The sequence below is a fragment of the Paenibacillus sp. CF095 genome (assembly GCF_900101225.1).
GTDB lineage: Bacteria > Bacillota > Bacilli > Paenibacillales > Paenibacillaceae > Paenibacillus.
Map to the genome: position 1 here is coordinate 1,359,244 of NZ_FMZN01000001.1, position 21,470 is coordinate 1,380,713.

Sequence of the window (21,470 nt, forward strand, 5' to 3'; positions counted from 1 at the left end):
CAATGGTTCAACTAAATTAAATGCGAATGTAGGATTCCAGAAACATATTCAATTCAGATACGCCATCCGGCCGAATACTGTATTTCTCTTTGCGGTTACTTCCGAGCAGATGGGTCCGTAGCAGACCTGCGATGCGTAGCGCCATAACCTGGTCTTTGACCGTGTCTTCGTCTTTACCCAATTCTTCACACATCTCAGCGAGGGATTTGGGTTCATCCGATACGTAACGAAGCAGGCGAAGTCTTTCGGGATCAGCCAATGCATGGGTAAAACGTAAAAGGCATGTTGGCGGCTGGTCTTCGTTCTCTTCAGGTGCATCTACGGGATACTGCATAATCATCATCCCCTCATAGAAGCAGTACATATTAATAGGGCGATTGTGCACCGTTGGAAACAGGATAACTTCATTCAATCCAGGCATTGGTTCAACAAGAACTCCTGCCGTAGCATATTCAATAAGTAGTTCAGGGCCCATTTTATCAAGCAAAATGCGTTTTTCTTCGGCATCTTCTTCCAGCCACACACGCTGATCTTCGCTCATATTCTGACAGTAGTGTTCATCCCATAGTCGCAATAATGGGACATAACTGTTCCGAATGCGCGTAGATTCTTCTATTGTAAGAGCGGGCAGAAGAGGAGACACACGTGCAAACAGGTCTTCCGCTGTCATTCCGGCAAGCATGTCCAGAAATTCACGATTTTCCTTCGTATCATTTTGATACGCAGCCCATGCAAACAGGACATCAAAATCATCAAATGGCCAAGTGGCAGCAGGTGCGAGCGCAGCTCGTACATTGGAACTTAGTTTGCCTTCCACTTCCTGAATCCATTCAGGACCAATATCCAGATGCTGAATCCATTTTTTCGTGACATAAACCAAAAAGCTGTTAAGCATTTCATATATCGGTGAAACATCAATTTTCACATGATAAGCCATAATGTTGCAGAATCCTCCCGTCACATCTAAATGTACGCAGCGACTTAAGTACGATTAGTGCGTGTTCAAAAAGTCTGGTTTTCAGTACCAAGAAGATGGAATGAAGATAGAAATGGAGTAGCGGAGCGTAGGAAAACTACGTGAGCAACGGACATTTCGGCTGAATTTCATCTTCGAAGCTGATGATGCCACTAGGCATGATTCGTAATCAAAAGTGAACTTTTTGAACAACCTCTATTATGGCTTGTTTTGCAGGGCGTTGTCCACTATAATGTTCAAGTCCGGGGCAAAGCCCTGATTCAAGAATAGCAGTTTAAAACCATATGTATACCATACAAAAGTCGTCAGCGATGGCGATTTTTCTTTGTGTGTTCGCAGGAGGAATGAATTCGTGTCATCGATTACTCGCCCCAAACTATCACACTCGACAGCCAATTATCTGATTTTGATTACGGTTATTGTGGTAGCTGGAATTAGTCAGGGCCTTTTGCTGCCTGTCCTTTCGATTTTTTTGGAGCAAAAAGGGGTTTCACCAGGTTTAAACGGATTAAACGCTGCTGCATTGTACATTGGCTCTTTTGCCATGACTCTAGTTGCGGAACGACTATTAGGAGCACTCGGCTTCAAAAAACTGATTGTTGGTGGCCTGATATTGGTCATGGTCCCTTTAATACTATTTCCGTATTTACCAGATATTAAAATATGGTTCATATTGCGCCTGATCGTTGGAATAGGAGACAGCGCACTGCATTATGCGGCTCAGCTCTGGGTGCTGCTTGTTACGGCACCTGAAAAACGTGGTCGCTACATATCGTTATATGGCATGTCCTACGGTCTGGGATTCAGCATTGGTCCACTAGGAATCAAGCTGCTTGGCTTCGGTGATGCTGTCCCTTTCTGGGTATTGTTCGTATGTATGGCAGCAGTACTTATACTGGTATTAATGAAGCTTCCGAATACGAAGCCGGAAAAAGCAGAGCATGGCCAGCTCCCTGAACGGCGCTTCCGTCGTAGTCTGGCATGGGCTTGGTACGCACTGTTACCTGCTCTTTTGTACGGATATATGGAGGCCGGTATGAATAGTAACTTCCCCGTGTATGGCCTACGTATTGGGTTCGACACCGATCAGATTTCGTCGTTGCTTCCCTTTATCGGGATTGGAGGTTTGTTCCTACAATTGCCTCTGGGGATGTTGAGTGACCGATACGGGCGTAAAAAGATATTGATGTCTGCGGGCATCAGCGGGGGAATCATCTTCATGCTGGTTCCAGTCGCAGGTACGCATTTCTGGTGGACGCTTGTATTGTTAACAATCGCTGGTGGCCTGGTCGGCTCCTTTTTCTCATTGGGCCTTGCCTATGCCGCAGATATTTTGCCTAAAGTGTTGCTGCCTGCAGCCAATGTTGTGGCATCCTTTCATTTCACGATTGGAAGTATTATTGGACCGAATCTGGGGGGTCAGATGATCAACTGGATTTCACCTGGAAGCATGTTCACCTTGCTCGGAATCATGTACCTTCTTTTCGGCGTGGCGGGTATATTATTTCGTCGTAAACCTGAGTTCGAATCTGTGTTAAAATAGAAGCTGGTGTTCGCATGGAAATTGATGTCCATTTCCGAGTACACTAGTGGTAGGGAAAAACATGGACAAGAGGAGACATCGCGATGATCAGAGTAGAGAACTTGAGTAAATCCGTTGGCGTGGACCGCGTTCCCGTTCTACGGGATATTCGATTTGATATGCAACAAGGTGAGATGATAGCTGTAGTTGGCTCAAGCGGTAGCGGTAAAAGCATGTTGCTTAAATGTTTGGCCATGATGGAAAAATGGGATTCCGGCCGGTTTACGGTGGATGGCGCCGAGATTTTGAAAGAAGGCTGGTCCGGAAAACGGAAAATTAAACGGGAATGGGCTTACCTGGAACAGAATCCAGAATTATTTCCCAGACGTACGGCTCTTAAAAATGTATTAATCGGACGATCGGGTCAGACTCCCGTATGGAGAATGGTAACCGGTATGGTACGTTCCGATGATTATATGGGTGCTATGGATTATCTCGAAGGATTGGGATTACTTGATAAAGCACATCAAATAGCAGAGAAGCTCAGTGGTGGCGAGAAGCAGCGTGTTGCCATTGCAAGAGCACTTGCTCATGGTGCCAAAGTTGTTTTGGCCGATGAACCAGTGATTGGTCTTGACCCTCACACAGCAGATTCGGTGCTGGAAACGCTGCGCAAATTATGTGAAGAAGAACGTGCAACAGTCATTGCAGTACTGCCTATTGAACTTGCTGAGAAACATGCCACACGGATCTGGGGATTGGCAGAAGGCAAGATTGCTTTTGATATTCGTGGACGAAGACTGACACAGCAAGAAAAAAACCAGATTTAAACTATTGAAAAGAGTGATGAGATTGTTTAATTCACGGTGGGGACGCTTTGTAGCAGCAGGAACTATGGCAATTATGCTTGGTTCTGTTCTAAGCGGATGTACAGTCATAAGTGACCCCAAGGGTTTGATGAGAAAACCAATGATGTCCACCGATAAGGAGAAACTGTACAACGTGGTTCAGGTTAAACTGCCGCCAGAGAGTACATTGATTCGTCCCAAGGATATGAATAATACCAGCATGATTCGGGTGGAAGACCTGAACGGGGATGGAACTCGGGAAGCGATTGTTTTTTATGAGACACCAAATGAGAATGTGCGAATCCATGGCATGATTTTGGAAGAGCAGGGAGGCACATGGGTTAAAAAGCTTACATTTGATGTGCCGGGAAATGAGCTGCAATCCTTTAAAGTATTGGATATTACGAATGACGGAAATCCGGATATTATTCTTGGTGTAAGTCTGCAGGAGCAGAAGGCCCTAACTGCATATTCCTACAAGGGCGGGGCACTGGAGCAGGTCTTGGGTGGAGTTCCGTATAATCAATATATCATTGATGATGCGCAGGGGAATACGCTGGATTTGAGCGGAGATGGTAAAAGTGATTTTGTTATCATTTCGCTGAACAACAGCGGTTTTGCAACGATTGCGTTATACCAGTACGAAGATGGCAGCTTCAAGGAAGTTGATCGGGTGCAGACCGATTATACCGTTAAAGAAGTTTATAATGCTCTGGGCGGAGAGATCGCCAAAGGCCAGATGGGCATTGTACTGGATGCCGAGCTGGATGATCGGAGTTCCTTCTCGCAAATTATGTATGTTAAAGATAACAAATTAGTCAATGCTTTCAAATCACCGGATCAAACGTATAGAGATGACAAAATTTTAAGCGGTGATGTTGATAATGATGGTATTATTGAGTTTGGACTTAAAGAGACTCCGAAAGGCTGGGAGCATTACGTATTTGACTCTCGGTTGTGGTTCTACACCTATTATCAGTGGGATGGCAAAGACAGCAAGAAATTTGTCTCATTCCAATTCCGGGATGATGCTGATTTATTTCATCTAAATCTCAAACCAGAGTGGTACGGTAAGATCACTATTGACACCAAATCGGAAAAGGAAAAATATATTCGATTTAAAATGATTGATACGGACCAAACCGTGGCAGAGATCAAATATTTCACCCTTTCCAAGTGGGAACAGGAGAAGGGTAAAAGCTGGAAGGAAATTACGCGTACCAAAGATCGGGTTATTGCTTCACGAGTAGCACAATCAGAGGCGGGTAAAGATGCACTGAGCAATACTTCCCAGCTGAATAGAAAGGGAGAACTTAATGAGTAAAGTACTTATTCTTGAGGATGAAGAATCCATCCGCAGTTTTATAGTGATTAATTTAAAGAGAAACGGATTCGAAGTGCTTGAAGCGGGTGACGGTCATGAAGCGCTTCGCATACTGCAGACGGTACCGGATATTGATCTGGCTCTGCTGGATGTCATGGTACCAGGTATTGATGGATTCGAGGTGTGTCGACGGATCCGTGAAACCAATGAACGTCTGGGCATCATCTTTTTGACCGCGAAAGTTCAGGAACAGGATAAAGTGTATGCACTTTCCGTTGGGGCAGATGATCATGTAAGCAAGCCTTTCAGCCCAACAGAGTTGATTGCACGTATTCAGTCATTGTTGCGCCGTGTTAACGTGCATCGGGAAACTGCGGCGAAGGTTACGTTCCAGTCCGGGCCATTTTCACTGGACCTGATCTCGAAGCAATTCAAGAAACAGAATGAAGCCATTGAGTTGACTCCAACGGAGTTTTCCTTGATTCAGTTTTTCCTGGAAAAAGAAAATACACCGCTCAGCCGTGATGTACTGTTAGATCATGTATGGGGAAAAGAGTACATGGGTGACCCCAAAATTGTGGATGTCAACATTCGTCGTTTACGTCAAAAAATTGAGAACAATCCTTCCGAGCCCGAATACCTGCAGACAGTATGGGGTCACGGGTACAAATGGAAGGGCCGGGAGCAATGATTAAAAAAGGCATTACTCGGCAGATCGTACTACATTATTTCTTTGTGGTTTTTCTCGCTCTGCTGTTGGTCGAATTCGTATTTATGTTGGCAGTTCAAAGGTATTATTATGAGAGTATCTACAATACGATTAGTACCCACATTTCTAATTCAAAGGACTTTTTTGAGCCGATCGCTCGTGAGAATAACACGGAAGACGGCAATAATCTGTCCAGATTGATTGTGAATTTGGCATTGTCCAATACTGAATTGGAAATTTTGGATCTGAACGGGCGCGTATTGGCGAGTTCAACTGCTTTTGAATCCGACCGTGCTGTGCTGCAAACCAGTGATATTATGCAGGCTCTGAATGGGGATATGGGACGCTGGATTGGGAGACAACCAGGTACTGGAGAATCCGTCATGGCCGTTTCACACAAGTTTGATCTGGGCGGCGAAAATACTTATGTTATTCGATATCTGACTTCACTCGAAGATGTGAATTCAAAGCTGTTGAATATGGGACTACTCGCCGCTGCGGTCGGTGTTGGCGTGCTTGCTATAGTGTTAATCATCAGCATTGGTATGGCAAATTCCATTGTACGTCCAATTAACAACATCACCGCAGTATCTGCCCAAATGGCCAGAGGACGGCTGGATGTCAGGGTTAAGGGGAATTATAAGCACGAACTGGGTGAATTGGCATCAACACTAAACTTCATGGCACATGAGATTGTGCGCAGTAATCAGATCAAAGATGATTTTATCTCTTCGATCTCACATGAATTAAGAACACCTCTGACCAGCATTAAGGGCTGGAGCGAGACACTGGACTCAGGTGGTTATGATCCGGAAGAAACCCGTATCGGGATGGGCATCATTTCTAAGGAGACCGAACGACTGATTGGACTTGTTGAAGAGATGCTGGATTTCTCCAAATTGCAGCAGAATCAGATGAAGCTGGTCAAAGGAACGGTCAACATTCGTGAAATTGTACAGGAAACGATGTTGAATGTCTGGGCCAAAGCGGAACAAAAACAGGTCCATCTCAAGTTGGAAACGGACGAGACTCGTGCTTATAATGTCCATGGAGACGGCAACAGATTGAAACAAGTCTTCTTAAACATTGTTGATAATGCGATCAAATTTTCACATGAGAATTCCTGGATCTTCTTGTCTATCAAAGAGGAGAATGGTCAGATCATTGCAGCAGTTCAGGACACTGGTATCGGAATTAGTGAAGAACACCTAATCAAAGTACGGGACCGCTTCTTCCAGGTAAATCATCAAAATGGGGGAACGGGACTGGGTCTTGCGATTACGCAAGAACTGGTAGAACTGCACGAGGGGACGATTACGATGCAGAGTGAACTTGGATCTGGTACAACCGTTACGGTTACATTACCGGCTGTGTCTGAGGAGATGGGTACAGAAGAATCTGTAACCGCGTCTGGTGATGCTGAATTCACAGATGAGCGAACAGCAAGCGATACAAAATCGGATATAGAAAAGTCTTAAGATTTTAAAAGATAAGAGACTTTTCTACCTGACGATCGAGCATGTACGCTTTATAACAACCATATCAACAGAAAAAAAGGTGAGCCATCCAAGGCTCACCTTTTTTGCATATTATTATGAAGAAAGTTCACCAGTGCGCAGGCGCCCACTTTTTTCATATACTTCTTTCAACATACGAACAGGTTGCGTACGGACAGCCGGTTTGGCAGAGATGATCTCGTTAGGTCCAACGACCACAATTTCATCCGCCGTACCTTTAACGATTGCACCGTCCTTGATTATAGCACCTTCACCAATGATGGCGCGTTCGATGTGAACCCCACGGCCTATGCGTGCGTTAGGCATAACAACACTGTCTTTAACCTCAGAGCCTTTACCTACTTCTGCACCGCAGAAGATAACGGAACGTTCTGAACGACCTTCGATTGCACAAGAGTCGTGAATCATGGAAGTAACATGTTCGATCTTTGTATGTCTTGCTTTGTAAGCACTTGGCTTGGAGCGCCAGTCGCGAGTAAACATCGGCCAGTTTTCTTTTTGCAGACTCCAGTCTTCCTCGTTGTGTAACAGATCCATATGTGCATCCCAAAGGCTCTTAACCGTACCTACGTCTTTCCAATAACCATTAAAGTTATAGACAAAGAGGGGATTATTTTCGTTCAACATTTGAGGAATAACATCTTTACCGAAGTCATGGCTGGATTCAGGGTTAGCGGCATCTTCCAAGAGATGGCGCTTCAGATAATCCCATTTGAACATGTAGATGCCCATTGAAGCCAGATTACTTTTTGGTTCAGCCGGTTTCTCGGCAAACTCGGTTACACGCAAATCCGCATCAGCAGCCATAATCCCAAAGCGATGTGCTTCATCCCATGGAACTTCCATAACTGAAATCGTTGCTGCGGCGTTATTAGCCTGATGAGCCTCCAACATATCACGATAATTCATATGATAAATATGGTCACCCGACAAAATTAGAACATTTTCGGGGTTTTGTTGGTCAATATAGTCGATATTTTTATAAATAGCATCCGCCGTTCCCAAGTATTCGTCATTTCCTGTATGATAAGATGGAAGCAAGGAGATTCCTGCCTCACTTGAGTTGCCATGTCCCCATGGTTCTCCTCCACCGATATGATCGTGTAACGATTCCGCTTGGTACTGCGTCAATACTCCTACAGTATCGATCCCTGAGTTTACGCAGTTACTGAGAGGAAAATCGATGATCCGGTAGTGCCCGCCAAACGGTACAGCGGGTTTTGCGATACTTGAGGTTAAAGGGGCTAATCGCTTCCCTTCTCCTCCCGCCAACAGCATAGCGATGCAATCTTTATTAAACATAATCGTTTCCCTCCCAAAATATTGTGCATTGTAGTACATCATTAACGCAAAGTAGAGCAAATGAAACGATTGTTACTGTAAAAATTCTGAAAATGTACAACATTTTCTAATTCACCGCATTTTTCTTTTCAACTTGGCTAGAATGGGGTAATGGTTACTGTTATATCTATTTTCTTGAGAAGAAGGTGATCTCTTGGCCATTCAACCGTTAGCACACCCGGATATATTGCCGGAGCATATTTATTTATTTCATGAAGGTAACCTTCATCACAGTTATCGAATGTTGGGCGCGCAGCCTGAGACTTGCGATGGCCTTCAGGGGTATCGCTTTACCGTGTGGGCACCAAATGCCGTAGAAGTGGGACTGGCTCTGGACCGCAATGAATGGAAAGGCGAAAAGGAACCTTTATATAAGATACCCGAATCAGGATTTTGGAGTCGTTTTTTTCCGGAAATCAGCGAAGGAACTTTATACAAGTTCCGTATATTAACGGAAGATGGAACAGAATTGCTCAAAGCGGACCCATATGCGTTTCAAGCAGAGGTTCGACCTCAGACAGCCTCTGTCACCAGTTCAATCGAAGGGTACAAATGGAATGATGGAGCCTGGAGACGCAAACAACGTGCCATGTATAACAAACCTCTACATATTTACGAAATGCACATGGGAACCTGGAAGCGCAAAGAAGACGGAAGCCTCTATAGTTATCGCGAGATGGCTGATTTGCTTGTTCCTTACTTATTAGAAATGAAATATACACATGTTGAAATGATGCCCCTTAGTGAGCACCCATATGACCTTTCGTGGGGCTACCAAAACACAGGGTTTTATGCGCCTACCAGTCGTTATGGGCATCCAAAAGATCTGATGTATCTAGTGGATACACTACATCAGGCTGGGATTGGCGTATTGCTGGATTGGGTTCCTGCACATTTTGCCAAAGACGCTCATGGGTTGCGTATGTTTGATGGTACGCCTTTGTATGAGTATGCAGATCCGATGTTAGCAGAGAAGCCGGGTTGGGGTACACTCAGCTTTGACTACTCGAAACCTGAGATTCGTTCATTTCTGATCTCCAATGCATTATATTGGATGGAGATGTATCATTTTGACGGACTCCGTGTTGATGCGGTTACGAGTATGCTTCGGCTTGATTTTGAGAAGCAGCCAGGACAATATCGTACCAATGATGAAGGCGGTCTTGAGAACAAGGAAGCTGTAGCCTTTTTGCAGCAGCTGAATGAAACGGTGTTCAAGTATTTCCCTTATGCATTGATGATGGCTGAAGAATCAAGTGCATGGCCAATGGTGACTTTACCTGTAGATGAAGGTGGTCTGGGTTTCAACTACAAATGGAACATGGGCTGGATGAACGATACGCTTGATTACATGGAATCTGATTTTCATGAGCGTCCTTCCAAACATCATTTGCTGACTTTCCCGGTCGTATACTCCTTTGCTGAAAATTATGTGCTACCTCTGTCACATGACGAGGTTGTTCATGGCAAAAAGTCGCTCCTCGACAAGATGCCAGGAACCTATGAGCAGAAATTTGCCGGCATGCGTGCTTTTCTGGGCTATTTTATGACTTTCCCAGGGAAAAAGCTGTTGTTTATGGGTGGAGAATTTGGCCAGTTCATCGAATGGAAAGATGAGGATCAACTGGACTGGTTCTTGCTGGATTATGACAGTCACCGCAATTTGCATAAGTTTGAGCGTGAGCTGTCTAACCTGTACTTGAGTGAAAAAGCTTTGTGGGAGCTTGATCATTCCTTGGACGGTTATGAATGGATCACTCCGGATGATCAGGACCAGAGTGTCATCTCATACGTACGCAAAGGAAAAAAACCTGCGGATACACTCCTTGTGCTCATTAACTTTCAGCCGGTCAAGCGGGAGCGTTACCGGATTGGTGTCATGCGTCCCGGTATGTATACCGAAGTACTGAACAGTGACCATTCCGTTTACGGCGGTTCAGGCATTACTAATGATATGCAACTGCCTACCGAAAAGATTCCTTTTCATGGGCATCCGCATAGTCTTGAATTGGTATTGCCTCCGCTGAGCATCGTGATTCTAAAAAAGAATACGCGTCGGAAAACGGATGAATCACCTGCGAGTATCACTTCCGTCAGTTCAAAAACGAAGAATAAAAATGAAAGCAACACGCTCAAACCGAAGAGGAGGACAAAGGCATGAATATTCTTTTTGCTGCTGCTGAAGTACATCCATTTATCAAAACAGGAGGCCTTGCTGACGTAATCGGTGCTCTCCCGTTTGCATTGAAGAAGAGCGGGGCAGATGTGCGGGTGATTATGCCTAAGTACAAGGGGATTCCCGATGAGTATAAAGACGCGTTACAGCCCGTAATTACAACGGATGTGCCTCTTGGCTGGCGCAGACCCTACTGTGGAATAGAAATGCTGGTTCATGATGGGATTCCAGTATATTTTGTGGATAATGAGTATTATTTTGGGCGTGATGGAGTGTACGGTTATATGGATGATGGCGAGCGTTTCGCCTTCTTCAACCGTGCAGTGCTCGAGGTGTTGCCACAGATTGAGTTCAAGCCTGACGTGCTGCACAGTCATGACTGGCATGCAGGAATGATTCCTTTGGTGCTTGAAGCCCATTACAGACATGATTCATTCTACAGTGATATTCGTACGGTATTCACCATACATAACTTGTTGTACCAAGGGGTATTCCCGCATGAGTTATTCAGTGAAATCCTTGAGCTGGACGATCGATATTTCACCGTGGATGGAGCCGAATATTACGGTAACGTCAATTTCTTGAAAGCCGGAATTGTGTATGCTGACCATGTGACAACCGTAAGCCCAACATACGCACAGGAAGTGCAAACGTCTTATTATGGATATGGCCTCGACGGACTGCTCAGTTCACTTGGAGATCGTTTCAGCGGGATTGTGAACGGGATTGATACCAAGAGTTACAACCCGGCAACCGACACCAAAATTCCAGTGAAATACAGAACAAGTCTGTCCAAGAAAACGGAGAACAAAATTGAGCTGCAAAAGGAACTTGGACTTCCTGTTCGTCCTGATGTACCACTTATGGTGATGGTGACAAGACTCGTGGACTCTAAGGGGCTTGATCTCGTCTGCCGTATCCTGGATGAATTGCTGTACTATGATGACATTCAATTCGCGGTACTAGGAACAGGAGAGCCTATGTATGAACACTGGTTCCGTGAAGCCGCGAATCGTTATCCGCTCAAAATGTCTGCCCAGATCACGTTTAATGATGGGTTATCCCGCCGTTTCTATGCTGGCAGTGATATCTTCCTGATGCCATCGAGATTCGAACCATGTGGTATTAGTCAGCTACTGGCTCTGCGGTACGGTAGTGTGCCTCTCGTAAGGGAAACAGGCGGTCTGAACGATACTGTGCATGCATACAATGAGTTTACTGGAGAAGGGAATGGCTTCTCATTCACAAGCTTTAACGCACATGACATGATGAATACCATTCGGCGTGCTGAGGAGATCTACAAACAGCCAGAACACTGGAAGAAAATCGTGAAAAATGCAATGGGTGGAGAATACAGCTGGAATGTCTCAGCTGAAGAATATATGGACATTTATCGTCGGATCACACTTGATCCTGTAAACTGATACAATCCTGAATGAGTCACAGCATTCCTGCTGTGACTTTTTTTAATCAAATAAACAAAACACTTCCAAAGTTCAGAATGAAGTATCATCTGTGACGGTGGAAGTGTTTTTCTTTTCTTTTATATGACTGTTCAGAATTTAAACCTCAGTAGTGTTGGATGGTTGTCGGATCAAGCTGTCTGTACAAAATGCGGTACCCATAAGGGTCAAGCTTAATATTCATCATTCCATCGGTTGGAAACACAGGCTCTTCAGTTAATGCATCCTTCCAGTCTTTTGTTTCCATAGGATGAGAAAGCGTTTGATCTTGAGGTGTATTGTTCATCCATACGGTAAAATGAAGGTTGTCATCCACACGCTCGTACACGATACAGGGATCATTGTGATCAGCCTTGAGAAATCGGAAGCGTCCTTTGCGCAGGGCTTCATTGCTTTTGCGTAAATCGATCATCAGACGATAGAAATCATACAATTCTCTGTCTTGCTTGGCCGGGTCCCATTCCATACATTTTCGACAATCCGGGTCAGCATCACCACTAATTCCCACCTCATCGCCGTAGAAGATACAAGGTGTACCGATATAGGTGAAAAGAAATACAACAGACAATTTTAAACGGCGTTTGTCTTCTCCTAACCGGGTTAGCAGTCGTGGGGTATCGTGGCTGCAGAGCATATTAAAGATCACTTCGTTGGTCTGTTGCGGATAGCGCATAATCAGTGAACCCATCTCGTTGGCAAAATGATAACCATCCATTGAACCACAGAAGAACTGAAGCACTTTGTCAGCAAATGGATAATTCATGACCGAATCAAATTGATCTCCCATAAGCCAGGTCAAGGAGTCGCTCCATACTTCACCAACAATATAGGCTTCAGGATTCGCCGCTTTAACAACCTTGCGAAAATCACGCCAGAAATGGTTGTCCACCTCATTTGCTACATCCAGACGCCAGCCATCCAACTTGATTTCCTTAATCCAGTACTCTGCTACATCAAGTAGATATGCCTTAACCTCAGGGTTGGCTGTATTGAACTTGGGCATGTTGCCGTAGAACCCAAATGTATCGTAGGTTGGTATACCATCCTTGATTTGAATCGGATATTCATTGATGTGGAACCAATCGGCATACTTAGAGTTTTTTCCATTCTGGAGAACGTCTTGAAAAGGAGGGAAGTCTTCGCTGCAATGGTTAAACACCGCGTCAAGCATGACACGTATACCCAGGCGATGACATTCTTCTGTCAATTGTTTGAGCAGGGCATTATCACCGAAATGGGGGTCGACTTTTTTATAGTCAATCGTGTCGTATTTGTGGTAGGAATTGGCCTGAAATAACGGGGTAAAGTAAATGGCGTTCACGCCAAGTTCAGTTAGGTCATACAGATGATCCAGCACACCTTGCAGATCTCCACCAAAATAATTGTCCAACTCAGGTTTGCCACCCCAGTCATGAGTTTCTTTTGGATTCAGCTTGGGATCTCCATTAGCAAACCGTTCAGTCATGATCTGATAAAAGACGGCTTCTTTGGCCCACTCGGGCACCTTAAACACATCAATTTCATGTATATACGAGAACTCATAATATCCTCCAGTTGGATAGGGGGTCTCATAATGAATTCCATTATCCGCTAGAAAAACATCTTCTGAACCGGCAGTTATCCGAAATATATAGGTGAGACGTTTGAATTGTGGCTTGACGGCAGCCTCCCAATAATCAAACATGTTATCCGAAGCAGCCTTCTCCAATTGAATTTCCTTGTATGTTCCATTCCAATCGTACTTATCTCCGGTTAGTGCAGTCACGTATTGCACATCATTACGTTTGGTTCGTACGCGCAGATGTATGGTAGACGAATTATAGGCATAAGCCCACTTGTCACGAGGAACATGATACATGGCTTCGAGCAGCATGACAGCACCTCCTGAATATAGGATAAGTTATAGAGGTTGTTCAAAAGCCCGCTTCTGATTACAAGTGATGCCTATCGGCATCATTGGCATCGAATATGGAATTCAGCCGAAATGTCCGTTGCTCACGTAGTTTTGCCTACGCTCCGCTACTCCATTTCTAGCTTCATCCCATCTTCTCGGTACTGAAAACCGGTCTTTTGAACACGCACTTATAGTTATATTTAACCAAGTTAGCCAGCAAATGAATCACATTTACTGTAATAAAATGTATTATTTTCATCATTTTCAAAGGTTTCTTTCACAGCATCTCCAGCTTCTTGCTGAATATACTTACAGCTAAATCAAGAAAAGGGTGCCTTGAACAAGCTTGGATTTCAAGTTTGTTCAAGGCACCCTATATAACATGTTGAAAGTGAATCTTAGCGAATAGATTGCTCGAACTCTGTACGGATGGTTCGAAGCAGCTCTGGCTGGCTCAGTACGTCATAGGCTGTTGTAGCAAGTGCCTTGGCTCCCAGAATCATGCCATCCAGCGCGCGCTCCTGAAGTGCAAGGTCACGGAAGGCTATGGAGTGCAGGGTATGAACCTCATCCACAACACGGATGTACGGATGGATTGCAGGACATTTCAAGGAAACATTACCGATGTCCATGGAGCCATGATCATTACCACTTACAATCTCTTCTTGCGGGATGCCGAGTTCCATGAGATTTTGACTAAACGCAGCTGAGAATGCTTCATTGGTAACCATCTCGTCATAGGACGTTTCATAGTTGGATGTCACCAGCTTGCAACCTGTCTGGAGAGCAGATCCTTCAGCAATCTGAATTACACGTTCTGTGAGGATATTCAGTTCTTTGCGAGTTGCTGCACGTACATAAAACTGCGCAGAAGCATAGTCAGGAATGATATTTGCTGCCTGACCTCCGTTGTTGATCACACCATGAATCCGAACGGTGCTTTTCACTTGTTGCCGGAATGCATTGATTCCGTTGAACGTTTGAATGACGGCATCAAGAGCATTAATACCTTCGTGCGGACTTGCAGCAGCATGTGAAGATCGGCCATGGAATTCAAATTGCACAGCGTCAATCGCCAGCGAGCTGCCTGACTTTTCATAGGCATAATACGGATGCGCCATAAGGGCAACATCACAGTCATCGAACAAGCCTGCTTCCGCCATCGGAACTTTGGCACCACGTGTCTCTTCTGCGGGTGTACCAAATACTTTAATCGTTCCACCTACTTCGTCCAGAATGGATTTCAGCCCAACAGCAGCTCCAAGACTCATCATACAGATCAGATGGTGACCACAAGCGTGACCGATCTCCGGCAAGGCGTCATATTCACACAATAACGCAATGGTAGGGCCGGGTTTGGCGGCTGAATAGGTTCCGATAAAGGCTGTCTCCAGTCCAAGGATTGGAGCCTCTACAGTGAAACCGTGATAGACCAGTTCTTCTTTTAGACGAGCAGAAGCAAGGAACTCTTCATTTCCCAGTTCGGGATTGGCACCGATATATGATGAAATGGCTTTAAAACGGGAAGCATATTGATCAATAACCGTCAGTATCTGTGATTTGTTAGATGTCATTAGTAAACTCCTTATGCAAAAATGAAAATAATTCATTGATTATATCATGTTTGCTTCAATTTTTCAGAAACAAGTCAAGATTTGTAATGTCAAAATGCATTGCATAATCATGCATTGTACTTTATAATGACTCAGTCATCAACATGAGAAGCATACAAAGTATTGTAAGGGGAGAGAACAAGGTTGAAATTAATAAGTCGTTACACCATGATGCTGTTGACCTTTGTTATTCTGCTGACGACTGCCGTTCCTGTGGCATTTGCAAGTGGAACTACAGATAATTCAAGCAGTAAAAAGCTGGTGCTCGGTACTAGTGCCGATTTTGCACCATATGAATTCCATAAAGTGATTAATGGCAAAGATGAAATCGTCGGCTTCGATATTGAGATCGCCAAAGAGATTGCCAAAGATCTTGGCGCTGAGCTCGTGATTGAGGATATGGGCTTTGACGGTCTTCTGCCTTCATTGCAAAGCGGGCGTGTTGATCTGGTGATTTCAGGTATGACGCCGACGGATGAGCGGAAGAAAAGTATCGATTTTTCCGACACCTATTATAAATCAAAACAAGTGATTATGGTTCGCAATGTGGATAAAGACAAATATCCAACTATGGCAGAACTTGAAAATGCGAAGATTGGCGTCCAGAAAGGCTCCATTCAGGAAACGATCGGACAGAGTATTCCAGGAGCGAAGCTTACTGCGCTGGATAAAATCTCGGATATTGTGCTTCAACTGCAAACAAAACGCATTGACGCGGCAATCGTTGAAGATACCGTTGCTGCAGGTTATCTGGACGATATCATTGGACTTGCTGCTGCTGTTCCGGACGAAGAGCAAGCAGAAGCCGCAATCGGGATTCGTAAAGGTAATACCGAGCTGCTAGCTGCAGTAAATGGAACACTGGAGCGACTAAAAAGTGAAGATAAAATCAATCAGATGGTGACTGACGCCAGCCTCTTGATGGCGGATAAAGCGAACAAATCACAAAATATTTTCCAAGTATTCTGGGAGTACAAAAGTTTCTATGCTACAGGAGTAGGATACACACTTCTGTTGTCCGCACTGGGTGTTATTTTCGGGGTAATTATCGGATTAATCATCTGTTTGTTCCGTTTGCATGACGCTGCAATCTTGCGCTGGATCGGTACTGCTTACGTTGAAGTGATTCGTGGCACACCGATGCTGGTACAATTAATGATTATTTACTATGGTTTTTCCCTGAGCTTTGGCATTAACTTTACTGCACTTCAGGCAGGTATCATTACACTTTCAATCAATAGTGGTGCATATCTGGCAGAGATTTTCCGTGCGGGTATTCAAGGTGTAGATCGTGGTCAGTTGGAGGCAGCTCGTTCCCTAGGTATGGGAAGAGGCGATGCGATGCGTTATATCATATTGCCACAGGCCTTCAAAGCTGTATTACCGGCAATCGGTAATGAATTCATAACCATCATCAAGGAATCCTCTATTATCTCCGTTATCGGTATGGTGGACATTATGTATCAGGCAAGTGTGGTCAAAAACATTACGTATCAAGGCTTGAGTCCATTTTTGATTGCAGCAGCCATCTACTTTGTATTAACGTTCATTTTGTCCAAGCTGCTGGGACGACTGGAAAGGAAGTTGAGTGCAAGTGATAGACGTTAGACAATTACACAAATCTTATGGAAATAACGATGTGCTTAAAGGCATTAACGTGACAATTGGCAAAGGTGAGGTTGTCGTAGTCATCGGCCCTTCCGGTTCAGGTAAAAGTACTTTCTTACGTTGTCTGAATCTGTTGGAACAGCCTACCTCGGGTGAGATTGATTTTGAAGGCGTGTCAATCACTGATCCGAAGCACAACATTAATGCAACTCGGGAAAAAATGGGCATGGTGTTCCAGCATTTCAACCTGTTCCCACACAAAACGGTACAGCAAAACATCACGATTGCTCCAATTAAAGTGAAGAAACAATCCACTCAGGAAGCGGAGAAAATTGCTGCTGATCTGCTTAACACCGTGGGCTTGTACGATAAAAAAGATACATTCCCGAATCAGCTGTCTGGTGGACAGAAGCAACGGATCGCCATTGCTAGAGCATTGGCCATGCAGCCGCATGTGATGCTGTTTGACGAGCCTACTTCGGCACTGGACCCCGAGATGGTCGGTGAAGTGTTGGATGTCATGAAACGTCTTGCAGAAGGCGGGATGACGATGGTCATCGTAACACATGAGATGGGTTTTGCACGTGAAGTGGGAGACCGGATCCTGTTCATGGATGGCGGGGTTATTGTAGAAGAGGGAACACCTGATGAGGTGTTTGGAGCACCAAAAAATTCACGTACACGTGATTTTCTTGCGAAAGTACTCTAAACGAAGTGATCAAATAGCGTTACTGACTTCGAGTCGGTAACGCTATTTTTTATGGATAATAATCACGTATGAATTCGAAAAAGTAACTATTCTGTTACCAAATGTAAAGGATCGAGTCGTCCAATATTTCTAAAGTATCCAGTATTCTTACATATGCTTACGCGCTAAAAACCATTTGGTAAGAATTACTACAAGTTCAGGTTACAAAATTGTGATATATTGAACTCTGCCGAAACTTCCGGACAGGGAGTGCGGGGGATGTAACGATGCAGATTGTGCAGGGGGAAGATCTACAGCACACTGCTTGGGGTGAATTAGGGGTACATAACGTTTTAAATGTAATGAAGAACCTATAGGGTGGGCTCCTCATCCGAATCCGACAACTAACTTCGCAGGCACAATGAGGGAGGAAGACCATGATTAACAAGAAACGTATAGCCAAAACAGCAGTAGCATTATTGACAACAGCAATGCTCATTCAAGCCGTTCCGGCTCACGCCGATTCAGTTCATGTGGCCAAAGAAGGGGATACCTTCTACACCTTATCAAAACAATATGGAGTAGCAATGAACACGTTGGTTAAAGCAAATAACGACATTTCACCTTACAATATTTATGGTGGTTTGAAAATTACGATTCCCGGTAAGGCAAACAATGTAGCTGCCGCGGCGACGGAGAGCAAGACCCAAGCCAAAACGGTTACTACAGCAAGCTTGGACGTTAACGCAGATAACAAAGTGGTTCAAGCCTGGGGTAAAACATTTGATTACAGCAAAGCTGTGAACGTGAAAGCAACGGCATACTCTGCAGATCCGTCTGAAAATGGAGGATGGGGTGCAGTCGATTATTTCGGAAATGACCTTGAACTGGGTACGATTGCAGTTGATCCAAGTGTAATTCCACTCGGAACCAAAGTACTGGTAACTGGTCACAGCCATCCAGGATTGCCAAAACAGGCTTTTGTAGCCACAGCGCGTGATGTGGGCGGTGCAATCAAGGGTCACCGGATTGATATCTTTATCCCGGGTAGCAAACAGTCCGTAAGTACATTTGGTTTCCAGGATATCGAGCTGTATATTCTCAAGTAGAAAGTAAATTACATCTAACGAATTCAAATAGGGTGTCTGCCAGTCGCTAATTTGCGATTGAACAGCACCCTTTTAATATTGCATTATTTGCTATCACGGTCATCTTAATCTTTGGCCTTTGGCAATCCCAACATCTCGTCCAAGGTGACCAGTTCATATCCCCGGTTACGCAGTTCTTCAATTATTTCAGGCAATGCCTCAATCGTACCGTTCAGGTTAGATCCCACACCGCCTCCTGCATGTTGCAAAACGATGGAGCCAGGTTTCACGGCAGATAGGATGTTATCCTTCACCTCTTCCTTGGAGAGGCCTTTCCAGTCCAGTGAGTCAACGTTCCAGTTTACAATGCTATAGTGTTGTTTAGCAGCCCATTGCAGCTGTTCTTCATTAATGTCTCCATAAGGTGGCCGAATTATCTTGGGCGTATATCCCGCCAAATGTCGAATAATATCCCCGGTATGTAAAATTTGTTTGCGAAAGGCATTCATCGACAGCTTACTGAATTCAGGATGATTGTAGCTGTGATTACCAACCATATGCCCTTCCTTAACGATGCGTTTCACCAGATCCGGATGTTTCTCAGCACGACTACCCACGATGAAAAATGTAGCTCTGACATTGTTTTTCTTCAATACATCCAGCACTTGTGGAGTAAACCGTGGATCAGGTACATCATCAAAAGTCAGTGCAACCTTCTTTGTTGAAGGACCATTGGTTTTGAACGTATCGGCATATTTTTGACGTAACTGTCCCAATGTCAGTTGTTCTTCTTCCGCAGAATCTGAACCTGATACTGATTCACTTGACGGGCTTGAAACATCCCGCGATGAAACTGGAGCATGATATCCTCCGAGAAAAATAACGATAACCATCAGCATAATGAGGCGTACGCGCATAATAACGGCCTCCTTTTCCAAAATGACGTTCTCCTTGGTATGCCCGGGGGTTTCATAAAATATGCGTAGTGTGAGAAGTTTCATTGCGGATTTAGCTTATGACAGCCATAATTCCTCCATATATAACATATAGAAAAGGATAGGTGGATAGGATATGAGTACATATGATTTGAAATCCATACGTTTACAGGTGATTGAAGCAGGAGAGGATAAGGTTTTTCTCGTTACCGGAGGAAAGGCGCATATTGGCGCCGTAGCCACGTTCTACGTGGATCATGAGCGCGTCAGCGGGACGACGGTACATATTCCTGGGCATAAGGAACAAGAACTGTGTGAGCGGCTTGCCCGAAAGGCTGCCCTGCAGCTGAAAGTAACCGTTACGGTGATCATGGGTATCCATTTTGATTCCATCACGCGGATGCAGATCGACGAAATCGTGCAGACTGCAGAGAGGCTGATGGAGGATCATCTGAACAAAGATAAACGATCTTCCTGACATAAGAGCCATCGAATGTTTTGATTTTATTTGCTAAAATTGAAACGAGTTGTAGATTGTTACGTATGTATGTTTATATACGATGTAATATCGACTAGGAGGAATAACATAATGTCCATTTTCAAACGTTTGCGTGATCTAACCATGTCTAACATCAATGCCATTATTGACAAGGCGGAAGATCCAATCAAGATGACAGACCAATATATCCGTGACATGCAAGAGGATCTGGAAGATGCGGAGAAAGCAGTAGCTCAACAGATCGCCATTGAGAAGAAATTCAAGCAGTTATTCGAAGAGCAGGAAGCTCTTGTGAAGAAACGTGAAGAGCAGGCGCATACGGCGGCACGTGCTCAGAATCTGGATTTGGCTCGACGTGCTCTGGAAGAGAAAAAGGCTGCTGAAGAGAAGATGGCTGAGTACAAAACCAGCTATGACCAAAACAAGGCTTCTGCAGATAACCTGCGTGGCAAGCTCGACGAGATGCGTAAGCAACTGACTCAAATGAAGAACAAACGCGAAACACTGGTAGCCCGCTACAATGCAGCAAAAGCCCAAACGGAAATCAACAAAGCGTTGAATGGGTTTGGTTCTGATACTGCAAGTGCTGGTATGAAGCGTATGGAAGAGAAAATGATGCAGATGGAAGCACAGGCGGAAGCAAGTAACGAAATGTCTTCCAAAGGCAAGTCTTTGGATGAAGAGTTCGAGAAGTTGGGTAAAGATCAGGCTGTTGAAGACGAACTCGCAGCATTGATGAAACAGTACGATAATAAGAACTAATACCTTGGTTGTCAGCAGGGTTAACCAGCGGAGGAGAAGAGTATTTCTCCTTCGCTTTTAAATGCGGTTCATGTTGATATGTGGGGGCTGTGTAAATGGATTTGAATATTTTGGCGATGCTGGTCTGGACCGGATCTGGTTCGGTTTTGCTGTTTGTCTTGATGTATGTAGATTCACTGTTTACGAAATATAAGGATTTTGCTGAAGTTAAGGCGGGCAATATGGCCGTTACTACACGAATGGTTATGAAGTTATTTGCACAAGGATATGTACTCGCTACGTCCATTTCTACGGCTGGTCATCTTGGAGAAGCATTGTTGGTCTCCGTTGTATCCTTTATCATTTTGTTGATTCTGGAGAGTGTTGTACACTTTATGATTCGCAAGTGGGCCAATCTGGATCTGGATACGGGAATTCAGCAAGGGAAGACAGGATACGGGTTGTTCTCTGGCGCTTTACATATCGTGGGCGCACTGATTATTGCAGCTTGTTTATAAGATAAGGAAC

The 21,470-nt window shown here is 44.5% G+C and carries 18 protein-coding genes and 1 riboswitch; of the genes, 13 read left to right on the forward strand and 5 right to left on the reverse strand.

All coding sequences use genetic code 11. The features are described 5' to 3' along the window. Nucleotides 1-16: 16 nt before the first annotated feature. Nucleotides 17-937 carry an ArsR/SmtB family transcription factor gene (locus tag BLS69_RS06030; protein WP_091029390.1) on the reverse strand — a complete coding sequence of 307 codons (921 nt, stop codon included), beginning with the start codon at nucleotides 935-937 and terminating at the stop codon, nucleotides 17-19. 391 nt (nucleotides 938-1,328) lie between these two features. On the opposite strand from BLS69_RS06030, the gene BLS69_RS06035 reads away from it, so the two are divergent. From BLS69_RS06035 to BLS69_RS06055, 5 genes are all read left to right on the forward strand, one after another. Then, nucleotides 1,329-2,519: an MFS transporter gene (locus tag BLS69_RS06035; protein ID WP_091029392.1), complete on the forward strand. Its 1,191-nt coding sequence runs from the start codon at nucleotides 1,329-1,331 to the stop codon at nucleotides 2,517-2,519. 83 nt (nucleotides 2,520-2,602) lie between these two features. Continuing rightward, a complete protein-coding gene (locus BLS69_RS06040; RefSeq protein ID WP_036613671.1) occupies nucleotides 2,603-3,328 on the forward strand; it encodes a phosphonate ABC transporter ATP-binding protein in 726 nt (241 codons plus the stop codon). A 22-nt stretch (nucleotides 3,329-3,350) separates the two neighbouring features. Continuing rightward, nucleotides 3,351-4,670, forward strand: coding sequence for a hypothetical protein (locus tag BLS69_RS06045; protein ID WP_143023556.1), 1,320 nt, complete (start codon nucleotides 3,351-3,353; stop codon nucleotides 4,668-4,670). Next, nucleotides 4,663-5,361: a response regulator transcription factor gene (locus BLS69_RS06050; RefSeq protein WP_017688086.1), complete on the forward strand. Its 699-nt coding sequence runs from the start codon at nucleotides 4,663-4,665 to the stop codon at nucleotides 5,359-5,361. The genes BLS69_RS06045 and BLS69_RS06050 overlap by 8 nt, the downstream gene beginning before the upstream one ends. Next, nucleotides 5,358-6,857, forward strand: coding sequence for a sensor histidine kinase (locus tag BLS69_RS06055; RefSeq protein ID WP_091029397.1), 1,500 nt, complete (start codon nucleotides 5,358-5,360; stop codon nucleotides 6,855-6,857). Before BLS69_RS06050 ends, BLS69_RS06055 begins: the two co-directional genes overlap by 4 nt. Before the next feature lie 114 nt (nucleotides 6,858-6,971). Here the strand turns inward: BLS69_RS06055 and BLS69_RS06060 are convergent, their stop codons facing one another. Next, complete coding sequence (locus BLS69_RS06060; RefSeq protein WP_091029400.1) at nucleotides 6,972-8,198, reverse strand: glucose-1-phosphate adenylyltransferase; 1,227 nt, start codon at nucleotides 8,196-8,198, stop codon at nucleotides 6,972-6,974. Between the two features lie 193 nt (nucleotides 8,199-8,391). Between BLS69_RS06060 and glgB the strand changes: the two genes are divergently transcribed. Then, nucleotides 8,392-10,398 (forward strand): 1,4-alpha-glucan branching protein GlgB, encoded by a 2,007-nt coding sequence (gene glgB / locus BLS69_RS06065; protein WP_091029402.1) that lies wholly within the window; start codon nucleotides 8,392-8,394, stop codon nucleotides 10,396-10,398. After that, complete coding sequence (glgA, locus tag BLS69_RS06070) at nucleotides 10,395-11,837, forward strand: glycogen synthase GlgA (protein ID WP_091029405.1); 1,443 nt, start codon at nucleotides 10,395-10,397, stop codon at nucleotides 11,835-11,837. The genes glgB and glgA overlap by 4 nt, the downstream gene beginning before the upstream one ends. Before the next feature lie 145 nt (nucleotides 11,838-11,982). Here glgA and BLS69_RS06075 read toward each other — a convergent pair whose 3' ends face one another. Then, nucleotides 11,983-13,749: an alpha-glycosidase gene (locus BLS69_RS06075; protein WP_091029408.1), complete on the reverse strand. Its 1,767-nt coding sequence runs from the start codon at nucleotides 13,747-13,749 to the stop codon at nucleotides 11,983-11,985. 419 nt (nucleotides 13,750-14,168) lie between these two features. Continuing rightward, nucleotides 14,169-15,344 carry a M20 family metallopeptidase gene (locus tag BLS69_RS06080; protein WP_091029410.1) on the reverse strand — a complete coding sequence of 392 codons (1,176 nt, stop codon included), beginning with the start codon at nucleotides 15,342-15,344 and terminating at the stop codon, nucleotides 14,169-14,171. A gap of 183 nt (nucleotides 15,345-15,527) precedes the next feature. On the opposite strand from BLS69_RS06080, the gene BLS69_RS06085 reads away from it, so the two are divergent. The 3 genes from BLS69_RS06085 (at nucleotide 15,528) to BLS69_RS06095 (ending at nucleotide 18,788) form a co-directional block, all read left to right on the forward strand. Beyond that, nucleotides 15,528-16,991 (forward strand): ABC transporter substrate-binding protein/permease, encoded by a 1,464-nt coding sequence (locus BLS69_RS06085; protein ID WP_091029413.1) that lies wholly within the window; start codon nucleotides 15,528-15,530, stop codon nucleotides 16,989-16,991. After that, on the forward strand, nucleotides 16,978-17,700 hold the full coding sequence (locus tag BLS69_RS06090) for an amino acid ABC transporter ATP-binding protein (protein WP_017688094.1): 723 nt from the start codon (nucleotides 16,978-16,980) through the stop codon (nucleotides 17,698-17,700). Before BLS69_RS06085 ends, BLS69_RS06090 begins: the two co-directional genes overlap by 14 nt. Nucleotides 17,701-17,917: 217 nt before the next feature. Next, nucleotides 17,918-18,114, forward strand: a riboswitch (cyclic di-AMP (ydaO/yuaA leader). A gap of 2 nt (nucleotides 18,115-18,116) precedes the next feature. Next, a complete protein-coding gene (locus tag BLS69_RS06095; protein WP_091029414.1) occupies nucleotides 18,117-18,788 on the forward strand; it encodes a 3D domain-containing protein in 672 nt (223 codons plus the stop codon). Between the two features lie 104 nt (nucleotides 18,789-18,892). Here the strand turns inward: BLS69_RS06095 and BLS69_RS06100 are convergent, their stop codons facing one another. Beyond that, the gene (locus BLS69_RS06100) at nucleotides 18,893-19,684 is read right to left on the reverse strand and encodes a polysaccharide deacetylase family protein (protein ID WP_091029417.1); all 792 of its coding nucleotides are present in this window, start codon (nucleotides 19,682-19,684) and stop codon (nucleotides 18,893-18,895) included. Between the two features lie 154 nt (nucleotides 19,685-19,838). Here BLS69_RS06100 and BLS69_RS06105 point away from each other — a divergent pair, with 154 nt between their 5' ends. From BLS69_RS06105 to BLS69_RS06115, 3 genes are all read left to right on the forward strand, one after another. Beyond that, nucleotides 19,839-20,180 (forward strand): prenylated flavin chaperone LpdD, encoded by a 342-nt coding sequence (locus BLS69_RS06105; protein WP_051447323.1) that lies wholly within the window; start codon nucleotides 19,839-19,841, stop codon nucleotides 20,178-20,180. Between the two features lie 111 nt (nucleotides 20,181-20,291). Further along, a complete protein-coding gene (locus BLS69_RS06110) occupies nucleotides 20,292-20,963 on the forward strand; it encodes a PspA/IM30 family protein (protein ID WP_076210133.1) in 672 nt (223 codons plus the stop codon). Between the two features lie 95 nt (nucleotides 20,964-21,058). Further along, nucleotides 21,059-21,460 (forward strand): DUF350 domain-containing protein, encoded by a 402-nt coding sequence (locus BLS69_RS06115; RefSeq protein ID WP_036613690.1) that lies wholly within the window; start codon nucleotides 21,059-21,061, stop codon nucleotides 21,458-21,460. Nucleotides 21,461-21,470 lie beyond the last annotated feature (10 nt).

Coding starts and splice junctions, on each gene's coding strand:
- BLS69_RS06105 (WP_051447323.1), top strand. CDS start 19,839: ATGAGTACATATGATTTGAAATCCATACGTTTACAGGTGATTGAAGCA.
- BLS69_RS06040 (WP_036613671.1), top strand. CDS start 2,603: ATGATCAGAGTAGAGAACTTGAGTAAATCCGTTGGCGTGGACCGCGTT.
- BLS69_RS06110 (WP_076210133.1), top strand. CDS start 20,292: ATGTCCATTTTCAAACGTTTGCGTGATCTAACCATGTCTAACATCAAT.
- BLS69_RS06080 (WP_091029410.1), bottom strand. CDS start 15,344: ATGACATCTAACAAATCACAGATACTGACGGTTATTGATCAATATGCT.
- BLS69_RS06030 (WP_091029390.1), bottom strand. CDS start 937: ATGGCTTATCATGTGAAAATTGATGTTTCACCGATATATGAAATGCTT.
- glgA (WP_091029405.1), top strand. CDS start 10,395: ATGAATATTCTTTTTGCTGCTGCTGAAGTACATCCATTTATCAAAACA.
- BLS69_RS06100 (WP_091029417.1), bottom strand. CDS start 19,684: ATGCGCGTACGCCTCATTATGCTGATGGTTATCGTTATTTTTCTCGGA.
- BLS69_RS06060 (WP_091029400.1), bottom strand. CDS start 8,198: ATGTTTAATAAAGATTGCATCGCTATGCTGTTGGCGGGAGGAGAAGGG.
- BLS69_RS06095 (WP_091029414.1), top strand. CDS start 18,117: ATGATTAACAAGAAACGTATAGCCAAAACAGCAGTAGCATTATTGACA.
- BLS69_RS06055 (WP_091029397.1), top strand. CDS start 5,358: ATGATTAAAAAAGGCATTACTCGGCAGATCGTACTACATTATTTCTTT.
- BLS69_RS06115 (WP_036613690.1), top strand. CDS start 21,059: ATGGATTTGAATATTTTGGCGATGCTGGTCTGGACCGGATCTGGTTCG.
- BLS69_RS06075 (WP_091029408.1), bottom strand. CDS start 13,749: ATGCTGCTCGAAGCCATGTATCATGTTCCTCGTGACAAGTGGGCTTAT.
- BLS69_RS06050 (WP_017688086.1), top strand. CDS start 4,663: ATGAGTAAAGTACTTATTCTTGAGGATGAAGAATCCATCCGCAGTTTT.